The organism is Undibacterium sp. FW305-107 (genome assembly GCF_058788535.1).
Genome location: NZ_JBYTAV010000015.1, coordinates 77,790 through 91,835, shown reverse-complemented (window position 1 = coordinate 91,835; position 14,046 = coordinate 77,790). Strand labels below are relative to the sequence as shown.

Here is a 14,046-nt window from a genome sequence, read left to right as displayed (position 1 = left end):
TTTTTCTAATTTATTGAAGCCAGACATTTTATTGGCAAAAAATTCAGATAGCGAGATAAATCGAAGATATGTCCGGCCTTCACTCATAACGCAAGCAATCGACAGGCAATAAACGCGAAGCACGGCGCGCCGGATAAAAACCAAAGAAGATACCAACAAAGCTGGCAAAGCCGCAGGCCACCACCATGGCTTGCAAACCAATGACGACTTCCAGCTTACCAGTGGAAGTAATCGCCGCTGCGCCCGCCATCGCCAACAAGATCCCTATGATGCCACCAACCAGGCAAATCACTACGGCCTCGGTCAGGAACTGCAACAACACATCCCGCGGCTTGGCACCAATCGCCATGCGTATGCCTATCTCGCGGGTGCGTTCAGTCACCGATACCAGCATAATGTTCATGATGCCTATGCCACCCACAATCAAAGAGATAGCTCCGATGGCACCCAGCATGGCGGCCAACCCGGCACTGATCTTGGCACCAGTCTCAGCGATGGAAGCCAGGTTATCGATGCGAAAATCATCTTCCTGTCCGGCCTTGATATGGTGGCGGTCGCGCAGCATGTCCTTGATATCTTCTTCGGCATCCTTCAACTGCTTGTCGCTCTTACCCTGCACCACCACATAATGCACATTGCGCGGGAAAGGGCTGCGCATCAGCGTGGCCCGGGCTGAGGTAATCGGGATCAGCACCATTTCACCCAGATCACCGCCATCAAACATGCGGCCTTCACCCTGCAAGACACCAACCACCTGGAAAGGCACATTGTCTATGCGCACGAACTGACCTATGGGGTTGTCCTTGTAAAAAAACTGGTCTGCCAGCTTCTTGCCTATGATGACCATGCGTGCCGCACCACGAATGTCAGAATCGCTGAATTCATTGCCCTGGTCCACTTTCCAGTTGCGCACCTTGAACATTTCTGGCGTGATGCCCAGCACGGCATTATTCGAATTATCATTGCCTACCGTCAGTTGGAAGAAACCCTGCAAGGCAGGTGCAGCACCATTCAAACTGCTTAATTCATTCAATGCCAATGCATCTTCTACCGACAGCGAAGGTGCAGTACCGGTGCGTGCCCGCACACCCTGGGTACGATTGGCGCCTGGCGAAATAATCATCAGATTACTGCCCAATACTTCCAGCTCCTTGGCGATGAATTTCCTGGCGCTTTCACCGACGGCCAACATCATGACGACCGAGGTAATGCCGATGATAATGCCCAGCATGGTCAGCGCCGTACGTAGCCGGTTGGCATTCATGGAACGGAATGCTTCTATAAAAACCTGGAGGAAATTCATTTCATCTCCCCCTGTGCTTCTGAATATTCGGCATGCGAGGCTGCCAGTTGGCGCAAGCCTTCTGCCGCCGGACCATCATATAAGACATGACCGTCCTTGAGGCGCACCAGGCGTTTGCTGTAGGCCGCAATATCCGGCTCATGCGTCACCAGCAAAATGGTGATGCCACGGTCAGCATTCAATTGCTGCAAGGAGCGCATGATGTCTTCACTGGTCTGTGTATCAAGGTTACCGGTGGGTTCATCTGCCAAAATCAGTGGCGGATCGGCCACCAGGGCACGCGCGATGGCGACGCGCTGCTGTTGTCCACCAGACAATTGATTTGGCAAGCGTTTGGCGTACTCTTTCAGACCCACTCTTTCCAGTTCAATCAATGCCTTCTTGTGCGCCTTGTCACGTCCAACACCTGCATAGATCAAAGGCAGGGCGACATTTTCAGCCACACTCATGCGCTTGATGAGGTTAAAGCTCTGGAAGACAAAACCTATGGTGCGGTTGCGTATGGTGGCCAGTTCGGCACGTGACAGGCTCAGTGTATCAACACCATTGAGCAAATAAGAACCACTGGTCGCCTGGTCCAGGCAACCGAGTATATTCATCAGCGTCGATTTACCAGAACCGGACTGGCCCATGACAGCAAGAAAGTCGCCACGCGGCACCTGCACATCAATGCCGTGCAAGACTTTGGTCTCTACGCCACCAGAGAAATAACTCTTGCTGACCTGGCGTATGGCTATCAGGGTATCGCTCATCAGCGTGCTCCGGCTTTGTCCAATGCACGGGTAATGACTTTGTCACCGGGTTTCAAATCACCGGAAATGACTTCGGTATATTTGAAGTTGGACAAACCGATTTTGACATCAACAGTTTTTGCCTGGTTCTTGTCTTCGAGTTTATAGAGCTTGAACGTGCGAGTCAGGTCTTTTTTGGTACGGAAAGCCACGTCATCATCGACCTCAGGTGCAGGCAGATTGGCACTGGCTGAAGATGTGCTTGCAGCTGATCCGCTGGCATTTTTTTCCTTATCCTTGAGCGCCTTGGCTTCCTTGGCCTGCTCTTCCTCACTGGGCTTGTAACGCAGGGCTGCGGTAGGGATGCGCACCACGTTTTCGCGGCTGCCTACAACAAGGCGCACCTGCGCAGTCATACCCGGCTTCAGCAATTCATCCTTGTTGTCGACATCAAGCACAACGTTATACGTCACCACATTCTGCTGCACGTTTGCCGCCAGGCGGAACTGCCGCAGCTTGGCTTCAAATTCACGGTCAGGGTAGGCATCGACGACAAAGCGCGCAGGCAAGCCATCTTTCAAAGAACCGACATCGGCTTCCGAGACGCTGGTATCGATCTGCATCTTGGTCAGGTCACGCGCAATCTGGAACAGGTTGGGCGTCTGGAAAGAGGCGGCCACAGTCTGCCCCATGTCGATGGTGCGCTTGATGATGACACCATCTATGGGCGAACGAATGACGCTGTTATTCAGGTCAGCCTTGACCCTGTCCAGTTGCGCCCGCGCCAGCTTGATATTCGCGTCAGCCACTTCGACTTCGCGTTTGGCCTGGTCCATGGCCGTGCCGGAAATATAGTTTTGCGTGACCAGTTTCTGGTTACGGTCGAGGTTGGCTTGCGCCAGGCGTTTTGATGCTTCGGCAGATGCCAGGCTGGCTTCGCTTTGCTTGATCTGGGCATTGAAGATGGTAGGGTCAAGCTTGAGCAAGACCTGGCCTTGCTTGACGCGGTCGTTGAAGTCTGCCTTCAACTCCACTACGGTGCCGGATACCTGCGAGCCGACATTGATCAGTGCCACGGGATTGAGTGTGCCGCTGGCGGTGACAGTCTGGGTGATATTGCCTTTGTCCACCACGGCGGTTTTGTACTTGGGTTCTTCTTCCCTGGCCTTGCTGTTTTCTCTCTGATAATAGGTGGCTGCTACACCAGCGACGAGTAAAAGAGCAATGGCTACAAAAACGCGTTTCTTCGTGAACACAGGCATGGTAAGAAATTTCCCAGGTTGTTAGGTAAGCAGCAATGAAACAGAAAGAGGTCAAAAATAGACCACTAATAGACTGATCATTACAGATTTCGTTCAATACGTGAAAACCAGGCTATGCCCAGAGCCAGCACGGCCGTCGATAAGGGCACGGCAACCCAGGCACCATATAACATACCGACCACGATGCAGGCAGCCCAGGAAAAACTGGTGGCAGCCTCCAGCAAATTCGCCATTAATTGCGTCTGCCCGCGTTTGTTGAACTGGGCCCGGCTGGAAGGCTTGGATTGCCACAAATGAATCACCGCCGAACTCACAATCGCCGCCAGAGTACAGGCGATGACGGCCAGCCCCAGCAAAAATTGTTGTATCAGCAGCCACAGCAGCGCTGGCAAAATCAGCATCAATATCGGCAAGACTGCCGCCAGCAGCTTGCTGGTCAGGATAAGATTGCCCTGGACTGGCGCTGCCCGCAACAAGTCAGGGGCATCTTCAGCAGCGATGATGATCCAGATCAGTGAACCAGACAGCGAAGCCGCCAGAAAAACCAGCCCTGATGCCACGCCAGGCAAGAGTGCCTTGGACTTGAAAATCAAAAAGAATAAAGGTGCGATGTATAGCAGTTGCAACAGGACTTGTGAAATCAGATTTGGGTCACGCGCAATCAAGCGCCATTCTTTGATAATGATGGTGGCCCGCAAGCTGCGGCCAAAGCGGGTGGCATGCTGTGAGCTACCTTCTATCGCCGGCGTTGCCTTGCGAACTTGCCCCACGGCTTGCTGCACTCCAGTGATAAAAAAGCGATGGGTGGATTGTGCCGTCAGCCAGTAAATCAAAGCACTGAAGAGCAGGAAACCTGCGATTGCCATTGGTGAACCGAACAACGCCCGGGCTGGTGCCCACACCAGGCTATCTGCCTCCAGCACGCCACCGGGCTGGAACCAGGGCATGATATGTTGCAGTACACCCTCACGGGTTTCCTTGCCCAGATTGCCAAATAGCTGGCTGATGATGAACATGCCCGCACCGGTAAGTGCGCCAAGTATTTGCGCGACTGTCTTGGTCTTGCGCACACCCAGGCTTTTTACCAGGGCCAGGGTCAGCAGCATGGCCAGTGCTGCCGCCAATACGGTCATGGCTAGCAAGCTTGGATAAATACCCAGCCAACGCCATTGCCCCAGTATCAAACCTGTATTCGCCACCGGCGTCAGCAAGGCAAAGAACCAGACGCCGACAGAAAAAATAATACCTGTCAGCCTGACCTTGAAAATGGTTTTTGATGGCAAGGGTGAAGACAGCAGCAAATCCAGGTCGCCACGCTCAAATAAAGCCCGCACGCTGCGCGTCAAACCCAGTGACAGCATGAAACTGAAGACCGCCAGCATGGCAATGCCCGCCCCCATCAGCAAGGGAGCTGGCACAGCCTCTTGCAAGGGCGGCATTTTGCGCATGATCAGCCAGACACCCAGATGCGCAAAGGCATACATCAGACCTATCAGCCACATGCCAAATACCGACATGCCACGCGCTGCTGCATGACCGGGCTTGCTCTCGCCCATATCATAAAAAGCCAGACGGCATTCATGCGCCAGCAACCAGGCGGCGCTGCCCGGCTTTAATCGCGGCCAAACTGCCATTATGCAGGCTCCGTCAATTGCAGAAATACTTCTTCCAGCGTCCCCGCAGTCTGGCTGGTCTGGCTACGCAATTCTTCCAGCGTACCTTCGGCGATGAGTTTGCCGTTTTGTATGATACCTATGCGTTCAGCCAGGCGTTCTGCCACATCAAGTATATGGGTAGTCAGGATGACGGTGCCCCCCTGCCTGACATGGGTCAGCAAGACATCCTTGACTTGCCTGGCAGCGGCTGCATCCAGACCCGTCAAGGGTTCATCGAGAATGATGAGTTCAGGCTGATGTATCAGTGCCCCGGCCAGTGCAAGCTTTTGCTTCATGCCACGCGAGAAACCTTCAGTCAGCTCATCCGCATGTTTGAGCAAATCCAGCCATTCCAGCAATTCACGCGCTTTAGTTTCGGCAATTTCAGCAGGCACGCCCCACAGGCCGGCGACAAATTCCAGATATTCAAAAGGCTTGAGTTTGTTATACAGCATGGGATCGTCAGGCAGATAGGCCAGCTTGCTCTTGGCCAGCGCAGGATCAGCTGCCAGTTCCTGCCCCAGTATGCGTATGCTGCCACTATCCGGTGAGATAAGGCCCGCCACCATGCGCAAAGTGGTAGTTTTGCCCGCGCCATTTGGGCCCAGCAAGGCATATAACTCACCACGGCGTACGGTAAGAGTCAGGTTCTCTACGGCAGGCCTACCAAAGTTCTTGCAAAGCGCGTGCAACTCCAGAGCAGTAGCGGTCATTTTCGGCAATGTTGTTTAAAAACTAGCCATTGTATGCCGAATTTGCGCTATGTAATCAGGTCGTTTTAAAGCGAGGGAATTTCAAGAGTGTGCTGCACCACACCCGCAAAGGGTAAGGTGCATGCAATGATCAACGAGGGCTAACTGAATACCGGCACATGCGGATCAACGCCACCAAAGCGTATCTCTGGATGACGGTTACTGACGAGTTGCTGAATCTCTGTTATCCGTTTAAAAGGCACATCCACCATCAGCAAGACTTTGCCGTTTTCTATATCTTGCTCGAAGGGTTTCAGGCTGGAACTGGGTATGGCCTTGGCGGCCTTGGCCGAGGCCCAGGAACCAAAAAGGGAACCACCGATGGCGGATACCAATACCGCCAGTATGCGCATTTCCATCCCTTCCGGAGGAAAAATCAGCCATAAACCACCCGCCAGCAGACCAGCAATACCGCCGATCAGCATGCCAACTTCGGCACCATGGATAAGGTCAGTTTTTTGAAAGGAATTGGCCTCCGGCATATCGGCGGGCAGCATGCCTTCTTTTGCACAAAAATGCATGTGTCGCTCATCAATACGTGCAAGTAAAAGTTCATCCAGCATAGCCCTGGCACTACCCAGGTCAGGCAACATGAAATACAGTCTGCGTCTCATGACTATCTCCATAGAGGTAAGAAAGCACTGAGGCAGTTGCGATGATATCGCGGTGACCACAATGGTCAGGGGACAAGACAGCAAGCATCGGATTCCCTGCAGAGTTTGCTTCAAAATCAAGCTGGCCTTGCTGCGTTGATATGACTGGCCCATCTTGATTTTGCAACAACCCCTTAAAAAAACCGACAGGATGCGCAACTGCCTTAATCTTTGTTATAGACAATTCCAGGCAAAATACAAATGGCAAATTACTCTTGAATCAGGCACTTATTCATAAGCATAAATCGCAGGATTTGATAAAAATTCACTTGACCTGTCCATTCTTAGCCTGAATACTAGAATTTCTCTGGGAACATGATTTTTGTTCAGCCTTACAGGCTGGCTAAATCGGCCAACAAATGGCTACATCGAGCTACATTGGGCTGCATTTGCAGCATGGGACTGAGATGAAAAAATTCATTTGCCTGCTCACTTTACTGTTCAGTCTGCCAGGTCAGGCACAGCAGGCTGCTGATGGGCAAATCAAATGGGTCACGGCAGAATTGCCCCCCTATCTCTGGCTACAACATAATGTACCGCAAGGTTATGGCTATGAATTGATTGCAGCCATGTCTGCACAATTGGGACGCAAACCCGACCTGAGTATTTACCCATGGGCCAGGGCAGTCAAGATGGCCAGAGATGGGCAGAATTACGGTGTCTTTCCACTGGACAGGACTGCGGACCGTGAAACCAGCTTTAAATGGCTGATACATCTGGGCACAGCCCCAAACCGCTTTTTTGGCAAGCGATCTGGCAGTGTCAATATAGAAAGTGCCTCGCTAGAGCAATTGCGCGGCCTACGTGTAGGTATAGTGCGTGGATCTTCGCTGGAAAAAGATTTACACGCTCAAAATTTTCGTCATATCCAGTATGAAAAAGATTACCAGAGCCTGCTCAAGCTATTGCAACTGGGTGGCCTGGATGCGGTTTATTCAGGCTATTCCATCATGATATCGGCGATAGAAGAATATGGCTTTCGCCTTGAAGACTTCACCACCGGGCTCAACATGGGCAGTGCCGAACTATACATGGCCAGTTCCATGAATGTCAGTGAAGATGAAGAACGCGCCTGGCGCAAAGCTTATGAAGTTTTGCAAAAAGATGGCACGGTACAGAAGCTGCGTAGAAAATATTTTTCCTGGGAATAAAGACCTCGCTTTTTTTGCAAAGCGAGGCTTTCAATAGTGGCATTGATGGCTGCTCATCCTCCCATGGGCGTGCACAACTCCACCAGGCTGCCATCAGGACAACGCAGATAAGATACCACCTGTCCCCAGGGTTTTTCAGCTGGCGCAGTCAGTTCCTGTGCTCCAGCAGCAACAGCCTTGGCATGTGCGGCAGCCACATCTGCCGTGGTAAATGCGACTTCCATCCCCAGCGGTTTTTCTGAACTGTGAGCCGCCACATGGCCGCTGGAATAATTCATATCCCCCATGGCGTGCGCAGCAAAAGCCAGGGTCGTGGCACCGGTATCGAGTTCTCCATACATACCTGATTCATGCAGGAAACGGGTAGCAAATCCGAAAGCCTTTTCAAAGAAGGCCAGCGATGCGGCAACGTCAGGGACGTAGATAATGGTGTAAGCAAAATTCATGATTCATTCTTTCATTTTTTAGCAGGTCAAGCTGTCCTCGTCATCAGAAGAGGACAGTGAGCATCAAATCAATTATTCTTTAATACCCCATTGCGAGAACATCCAGGCCATATTGAAAGCGCCTTCACGCAAGGCGTCGTAGCGGCCAGATGCGCCACCATGACCAGCGGCCATATTGGTTTTCAGCAGCAAGGGATTTTTATCGGTTTTAAAATCTCGCAATTTGGCCACGTATTTGGCAGGTTCCCAATACATGACCTGGCTATCGTTCAAGCCTGTCGTTACCAGCATCGCCGGATAAGCCTTGCGGGCTATGTTGTCATAGGGTGAATAGCTGCGCATATAGTCATAGGCGGGCTTTTCATTTGGATTACCCCATTCCAGATATTCACCTGTCGTCAAAGGCAGGCTGGCGTCCATCATGGTGTTCATGACATCGACAAACGGTACGGCAGCATGAACGGCGCGGAACAAGTCAGGACGCATATTCACGACGGCGCCCATCAACAAACCACCGGCACTGCCACCCTGGATAATCAGCTTGTCAGGGCTGGTCCATTTTTGTTTGATGAGATAGTCGGCACTGTCGATGAAATCATAAAAAGTATTTTTCTTTTTCATCAGCATGCCATCCTCATGCCAGTGTTCACCCATGTCACGGCCACCACGGATATGTGACTGCACATAGATGACGCCACGGTCCAGCATGCTGAGACGACTGATGGCAAAGGTCGCTTCGGTTGAATAACCATAGCTGCCGTAAGAGTACAACAGCAAGGGGGCAGAGCCATCCAGTTTCACGCCTTTTTTATACACTGCCCACAGTGGTACTTTGACGCCATCCCTGGCTGTCATCCACAGACGGCGGCTTTCATATTTACTGGCATCGTAACCGCCAACAATTTCCTGCTGCTTGAGCACGTAGCGCTGGCCAGTTGCCATATCCACATCCAGCGTGGTCACTGGCGTTACTGGTGACTGGTAAGACATGCGGAAACGGGTAGAAGAAAATTCCGGTGTGCCAGCACCAGTCGCAAGATAAACCGGGTCATCGAACTTGACCGTCTTCCATTGCTTGCTGTTGAAGTCATAGATACGGACACGATTCAGGGCCTGGGTCTTTTCAGTGATGACCATGTAGTCCTTGAACAGATCGGCACCAAAGACCAATACTTCAGGGTCATGCCTGACCACTTCCTGCCAGTGTTTGCTGTCAGGTGTTGCCAGCGGCGCACGCACAACGCGGAAGTTTTTGGCATCCTTGTTGGTAACGATATACAACTCGCCATTGCGGTGTTCCAGATTATAGCGATGGCCTTTTTCACGTCCCAGCACGCTCTGGAATTTCCCTTGTGGCTTGTCTGCAGCCAGCAACATGACTTCACTGGTATCGGTGGCATGGCTATTGACGACAATGAATTGCCTGTCGCGGGTCGTGCTGACTTGCAGGCCAAACTGTTCGACCGCCTCATGCATGATTTCTACCGGCGGCTTGCCTGTCTCCATGCGGAACAGACGATCAGAGCGTTTGGTGGTCGGATCTTCTTGCACAAAGAACAGGGTTTTGTTATCTGCCGCCCAGGCCATTGATGTTACCCGTGGCTGGCTGTCGCTGAGCAATTCACCGGTCCGCAAATTTTTGATTTGCAATTGATATTGACGATAACCGACAGTGTCAGTGGTATAAGCCAGGAATTGCTCGTCCGGGCTGACGGAACTGCCGCCAACAGCAAAGAATTTTTGCCCCTTGGCCATTTCATTCTGGTCCAGCAAAATTTCTTCTGCGGCCTTGTCGTCGTAGGCCATCCCGGCATTGGCGCGACGGCGACAATACAGCTGATATTGCTTGCCAGCTTCAGTACGCGAATAATAATAGTAATTGCCGCGACGTACAGGCACGGACAGGTCCACCTCTTTCATCCTGCCCTTGATTTCTGCATACAACTTGTCAGACAGGGGTTTGATGTCTGCCGTCAGGGCTTCGGTATAGGCATTCTCTGCATTAAGATAAGAGATGACCTCAGAATTTTCTTTTTTCTGCAACCAGCGATAATCATCCGTAACGACTTCGCCATGACGGGTTTCTTGCCATTTGACTTTGGCGGCCACCGGTGGAGTAGGCTCAGCAGCCAGCACCAGGCCAGAACTTGCGAGGCCAAGTACACTGGCTGACATGAGTACAGACATTTTTTTGATGGACACTTCAACTCCTGTATGAAAAATGAATATGGCATTCTAAGTCGATGCCAACAAAACAAGAAATATTTTATGCATTGCTGCAGTGCGGGACTTATTGGTCTTCATTGGCCTTGAAACCGGCTGGTCATGAGACTGATATAAACTAAAAAAGTTTTCATATATGAAATTTGAGCAGCCTCGTATGCCGTTTTCATTTTTCGGCTATGCTTGCTCGATATTTTTTGCAAATGTGATTGCAAAGACAACTGAATTTTGAAGGAAGACACCGTGAGCACTCTGTTAAACCAACGTCTGGCGCTACTCGATAGTGATGCAAACCGCCCTTTGCTGGCACGTGGTCTGCGCGGCATAGAGAGGGAAACCCTGCGTGTGCACGCTGATGGAAAACTGGCTTTGACGCCACACTCACCTGCCCTGGGTTCAGCGCTGACCAATCCACAGATCACGACTGATTATTCTGAATCCCTGCTGGAATTCATCACGCCCGCAGAGCCTGATATCGCTACAGCATTGGAAGAACTCGACAATATTCACCGCTTTGCCTATACCGTCATGGGTAATGAAATGCTGTGGCATCAATCCATGCCCTGCAGCCTGCCGGAAGAAAAAGATATCCCTATCGCCTGGTATGGCAATTCACATATAGGCATGATCAAGCACGTGTATCGCCGTGGACTGGCCCTGCGTTATGGCAAGAGCATGCAATGCATCGCCGGCATCCATTACAACTATTCGCTGTCCGAAGATTTATGGAAAGTCTTGCAGCAGGCAGAACATACCAGCGGCAGTGCCATGCATGTGCAGTCTGAAAATTATATCTCCCTGATACGCAATTTCCATCGTTATAGCTGGCTGCTGATGTATCTGTTCGGTGCCTCGCCTGCCCTGTCCACACCTTTCTTGCGTGGCCGCCCGCATCAACTGGAAACCCTGTCCGACGATACTCTGTACCTGCCCTATGCCACCAGCCTGCGCATGAGTGATCTTGGTTACCAGAACAATGCCCAATCTGGCCTGGTGCCACCATATAACACGCTGCTGGAATATATGCGCAGCCTGTCGCTGGCAGTGCGCCAGCCCTACCCAGCCTATGAAAAAATAGGCACACGGCAAAATGGTGAGTGGGTACAGATCAATACCAATGTGCTGCAAATTGAAAACGAGTTTTATGCCACGATACGGCCCAAACGTGTCATCAAGACGGGCGAGCGCCCTGTCGAAGCCTTGTGTGCACGCGGTGTGCAATATATAGAAGTACGCTGCATGGACGTCAATCCTTTCGACCCGCTCGGCATCAGCCTGGAGACTTCACGTTTCCTGGACGCCTTCCTGCTGTTCTGCGCACTGGAAGAAAGTCCTTTGACGAATCAGACCGAAGGTGATGAAAATGTCGAGAATTTTGCCCTCACCGTCAAACAAGGGCGCCGTCCTGGCCTGATGCTGTCGCGCCATGGCGAGCCAATTTCACTGCACGACTGGGGCAAGGAATTATTGGAAAGAATCGCACCGGTAGCCGCACTGCTGGATGCACAACGTGGTGATGGCAGCCATGCACAGGCCATGCAAGTGCAAACTGAAAAACTGCAACATCCTGAACTGACGCCATCAGCCAAAGTACTGGATGCGATACGCGCAGCGAATAATTCCTTCACCCAGTTCGCCTTGCAGCAAAGCACGCTGCTGGCTGAAGAATTCCGCGCCCGCCCGCCAGCACCAGACCAGTTGGCCCTGTATACAAAAATGGCAGAAAAATCCCTGGCAGAACAGGCCGAGATGGAAAGCGCGCAAAGCGGCAGCTTTGATGAATTTATCGCACATTACGGCTCACGCACATCCAGTGAAATCTGTTGCGACGTGTATGCCAGTAACATGCTGGGACAGGATGTGGTTATTCAGGCTTAAATCCGGGCCAGGCTATTCCAGAAAGCGCCAAGAAAGTGGATACTTGCATAAAATTCTTAAGGTAGACAAAAGATGAGTATGCAATTTGGTATCCACAAGCACAGGATGGAAGCACTGATCGATGGCGTATTTGCGATTGCCATGACGATACTGGTACTGGAAGTTAAAGTACCTGAGCTGGAAAATCCACGTGATGGTGCTGCCTTGTTACATGCCTTGCAGCATCACCTGTATATCATCATTGCGTATTTCCTCAGTTTTGCCATGCTGGGCCTGTTCTGGGTCTGGCACCACAGACTGGCCACCAAGGTCAAGGAAATTGATGGCAGCCTGGTGTTATGCAGCCTGGCCTTTTTGTCGCTGATCTGCTTCTTTCCTTTTGCTGCAGCCTTGTTTGGGCGCTATGTATTTTATACACCGACAGTCCTGATCGTGTATCTGCCCGTGGTTGGATTGATACTGCTGTCTCAGGCGCTGTATTTCTACCTCGCCATCAAACGCAAACTCATCCATGAAGACGTCAGTGCTGACGCCGTGCGTTCAGCCCACAAGCATAATCTGTATGCCTGTGGCATTTTCAGCCTGACGGCGATACCGGCAGCGTTGGTCGCAGGCATCACCACCGCAGCCGCCTGCGCCGTGCTTGGTGGCGTATTGATCTGGCGTGCCATCAAAGCCTGACAAGACTTGACAAGGCCTGAAGCTTTATTTCTTTTCCGTACCCTTGGTACGCAAGTCTTCACGCTGCTTTTCGTATTGCTCGTAAGTCGTCTTGTTTTGTTGCAGGCAAGTCTTGCGTTCGTTCCAGTCCTGGAGTTTTTCACATTGGCGCTGGTTGGAGTCTTGCCCCAGGTCATAGACGACGGCACAACCGCTCATGGCCAGTTGGCTGGAAAGAATGAAGGACAGGGCGAGTAGTTTTTTAAACATGGCAACTTGGGTAAATTTATTGAATCAAAGTAGTAATACGCTATAAGCTGCAAGATAGACAGGCGTAAGCCGAATTTAGTTCCAACGAAGTTTATTTACTCCACCAAAAACACAAAACCCGCTTATGCAGGGCACAAGCGGGTCAGGTTTCATAAAGAAAACGGTTTATTCTTCTTCAAACAAATTGCCAAGGCCACCGAGTACAGAGCCTTGCTCACCCCCCTTGCCGCCACCGATTTTCGAAGCTCCAACGATACGGTTGGCCAGGCGTGCCAATGGCAGGGATTGCAGCCAGACTTTGCCTGGGCCGCGCAAATGCGCGAAGAACATGCCCTCACCGCCAAACAAGGCAGTTTTGACACCACCAACGAACTTGATGTCAAAATCCACTTCCTGAGTGAAAGCCACCACGCAACCGCTATCGACGCGCAGGGTTTGTCCGGGATTCAAGGTCTTTTCTATGATCGCACCACCAGCATGGACAAAGGCCAGACCATCACCTTCCAGTTTTTGCAGGATAAAGCCTTCGCCACCGAAGAAACCGGCACCCAGTCGTTTTTGAAAAGCGATACCCAGCGACACGCCTTTGGCTGCGCAGAGAAAGGCATCTTTCTGACACAGCAGCGTACCGCCCAGCTGATTCAAATGCATAGGGATGATTTTGCCTGGGTATGCCGCACCAAAGGCGACTTTTCGCTTGCCCACACCACCGTTCATGAAGACCGTGGTGAACAGGGACTCACCTGTCACCAGACGTTTGCCAGCACCCAGTAATTTGCCAAAGATACCTGTTTGTCCGGCAGAACCATCGCCAAAGATGGTTTCCATCTGTATGTCGTCTTCCATGTAAAACATGGTACCGGCTTCACCGATGGCTGCCTCGCCCGGGTCGAGTTCGACTTCGACGAATTGCATATCGTCGCCAAAAATTTCATAATCTATGACATCCATCGCCATGGTCAATTTCCCATACAGTAAAAGTGGTCCGCAAACCCATGCGGTTTGTTGGGCATTCTATGAAATTTTTTGGTTTTAGGGTAGATGGTGAACGCGGTAATTTTT

General features: G+C 51.4%; 13 protein-coding genes. 3 read left to right on the top strand and 10 right to left on the bottom strand.

The annotated features are described in order from the left end of the window. Positions 1-79: 79 nt before the first annotated feature. The 6 genes from AC3WQT_RS26300 to AC3WQT_RS26275 all read right to left on the bottom strand — a co-directional run bounded on the left by AC3WQT_RS26300 (position 80) and on the right by AC3WQT_RS26275 (position 6,317). A complete protein-coding gene (locus AC3WQT_RS26300) occupies positions 80-1,303 on the bottom strand; it encodes an ABC transporter permease (protein WP_492708578.1) in 1,224 nt (407 codons plus the stop codon). Continuing rightward, positions 1,300-2,055, bottom strand: a complete 756-nt coding sequence (locus AC3WQT_RS26295) for an ABC transporter ATP-binding protein (RefSeq protein ID WP_492708576.1) — start codon at positions 2,053-2,055, stop codon at positions 1,300-1,302. The genes AC3WQT_RS26300 and AC3WQT_RS26295 overlap by 4 nt, the downstream gene beginning before the upstream one ends. After that, entirely contained in the window at positions 2,055-3,296 is a 1,242-nt protein-coding gene (locus AC3WQT_RS26290) for an efflux RND transporter periplasmic adaptor subunit (protein WP_492708574.1), read from the bottom strand. The genes AC3WQT_RS26295 and AC3WQT_RS26290 overlap by 1 nt, the downstream gene beginning before the upstream one ends. A gap of 80 nt (positions 3,297-3,376) precedes the next feature. Next, positions 3,377-4,930 (bottom strand): putative ABC transporter permease subunit, encoded by a 1,554-nt coding sequence (locus AC3WQT_RS26285; RefSeq protein WP_492708572.1) that lies wholly within the window; start codon positions 4,928-4,930, stop codon positions 3,377-3,379. Next, positions 4,930-5,664 (bottom strand): ABC transporter ATP-binding protein, encoded by a 735-nt coding sequence (locus AC3WQT_RS26280; RefSeq protein ID WP_492708570.1) that lies wholly within the window; start codon positions 5,662-5,664, stop codon positions 4,930-4,932. The genes AC3WQT_RS26285 and AC3WQT_RS26280 overlap by 1 nt, the downstream gene beginning before the upstream one ends. A gap of 140 nt (positions 5,665-5,804) precedes the next feature. Beyond that, positions 5,805-6,317, bottom strand: coding sequence for a DUF1269 domain-containing protein (locus tag AC3WQT_RS26275; RefSeq protein ID WP_492708568.1), 513 nt, complete (start codon positions 6,315-6,317; stop codon positions 5,805-5,807). A 446-nt stretch (positions 6,318-6,763) separates the two neighbouring features. Between AC3WQT_RS26275 and AC3WQT_RS26270 the strand changes: the two genes are divergently transcribed. Beyond that, entirely contained in the window at positions 6,764-7,507 is a 744-nt protein-coding gene (locus AC3WQT_RS26270; RefSeq protein ID WP_492708566.1) for a substrate-binding periplasmic protein, read from the top strand. 53 nt (positions 7,508-7,560) lie between these two features. On the opposite strand, the gene AC3WQT_RS26265 is transcribed toward AC3WQT_RS26270, so the two are convergent. Both AC3WQT_RS26265 and AC3WQT_RS26260 read right to left on the bottom strand, forming a co-directional pair. Beyond that, the gene (locus AC3WQT_RS26265; RefSeq protein WP_492708564.1) at positions 7,561-7,953 is read right to left on the bottom strand and encodes a VOC family protein; all 393 of its coding nucleotides are present in this window, start codon (positions 7,951-7,953) and stop codon (positions 7,561-7,563) included. A gap of 72 nt (positions 7,954-8,025) precedes the next feature. Further along, entirely contained in the window at positions 8,026-10,155 is a 2,130-nt protein-coding gene (locus AC3WQT_RS26260; protein WP_492708562.1) for a S9 family peptidase, read from the bottom strand. Between the two features lie 264 nt (positions 10,156-10,419). Between AC3WQT_RS26260 and gshA the strand changes: the two genes are divergently transcribed. Beyond that, positions 10,420-12,054, top strand: coding sequence for a glutamate--cysteine ligase (gene gshA, locus AC3WQT_RS26255; RefSeq protein WP_492708560.1), 1,635 nt, complete (start codon positions 10,420-10,422; stop codon positions 12,052-12,054). A gap of 72 nt (positions 12,055-12,126) precedes the next feature. Beyond that, positions 12,127-12,735 carry a TMEM175 family protein gene (locus AC3WQT_RS26250; RefSeq protein ID WP_492708559.1) on the top strand — a complete coding sequence of 203 codons (609 nt, stop codon included), beginning with the start codon at positions 12,127-12,129 and terminating at the stop codon, positions 12,733-12,735. Positions 12,736-12,759: 24 nt separating this feature from the next. Here AC3WQT_RS26250 and AC3WQT_RS26245 read toward each other — a convergent pair whose 3' ends face one another. Then, positions 12,760-12,984 (bottom strand): hypothetical protein, encoded by a 225-nt coding sequence (locus tag AC3WQT_RS26245; protein WP_492708557.1) that lies wholly within the window; start codon positions 12,982-12,984, stop codon positions 12,760-12,762. Between the two features lie 165 nt (positions 12,985-13,149). Beyond that, the gene (locus tag AC3WQT_RS26240) at positions 13,150-13,941 is read right to left on the bottom strand and encodes a TIGR00266 family protein (RefSeq protein WP_492708555.1); all 792 of its coding nucleotides are present in this window, start codon (positions 13,939-13,941) and stop codon (positions 13,150-13,152) included. Between the last annotated feature and the right edge of the window lie 105 nt (positions 13,942-14,046).

Excerpts from the sequence above, each read along its gene's own strand:
- AC3WQT_RS26300 (WP_492708578.1), bottom strand. The coding sequence starts at position 1,303 with ATGAATTTCCTCCAGGTTTTTATAGAAGCATTCCGTTCCATGAATGCC.
- AC3WQT_RS26275 (WP_492708568.1), bottom strand. The coding sequence starts at position 6,317 with ATGAGACGCAGACTGTATTTCATGTTGCCTGACCTGGGTAGTGCCAGG.
- AC3WQT_RS26245 (WP_492708557.1), bottom strand. The coding sequence starts at position 12,984 with ATGTTTAAAAAACTACTCGCCCTGTCCTTCATTCTTTCCAGCCAACTG.
- AC3WQT_RS26240 (WP_492708555.1), bottom strand. The coding sequence starts at position 13,941 with ATGGCGATGGATGTCATAGATTATGAAATTTTTGGCGACGATATGCAA.
- AC3WQT_RS26265 (WP_492708564.1), bottom strand. The coding sequence starts at position 7,953 with ATGAATTTTGCTTACACCATTATCTACGTCCCTGACGTTGCCGCATCG.
- AC3WQT_RS26285 (WP_492708572.1), bottom strand. The coding sequence starts at position 4,930 with ATGGCAGTTTGGCCGCGATTAAAGCCGGGCAGCGCCGCCTGGTTGCTG.
- AC3WQT_RS26250 (WP_492708559.1), top strand. The coding sequence starts at position 12,127 with ATGAGTATGCAATTTGGTATCCACAAGCACAGGATGGAAGCACTGATC.
- AC3WQT_RS26290 (WP_492708574.1), bottom strand. The coding sequence starts at position 3,296 with ATGCCTGTGTTCACGAAGAAACGCGTTTTTGTAGCCATTGCTCTTTTA.
- AC3WQT_RS26280 (WP_492708570.1), bottom strand. The coding sequence starts at position 5,664 with ATGACCGCTACTGCTCTGGAGTTGCACGCGCTTTGCAAGAACTTTGGT.
- AC3WQT_RS26270 (WP_492708566.1), top strand. The coding sequence starts at position 6,764 with ATGAAAAAATTCATTTGCCTGCTCACTTTACTGTTCAGTCTGCCAGGT.
- AC3WQT_RS26295 (WP_492708576.1), bottom strand. The coding sequence starts at position 2,055 with ATGAGCGATACCCTGATAGCCATACGCCAGGTCAGCAAGAGTTATTTC.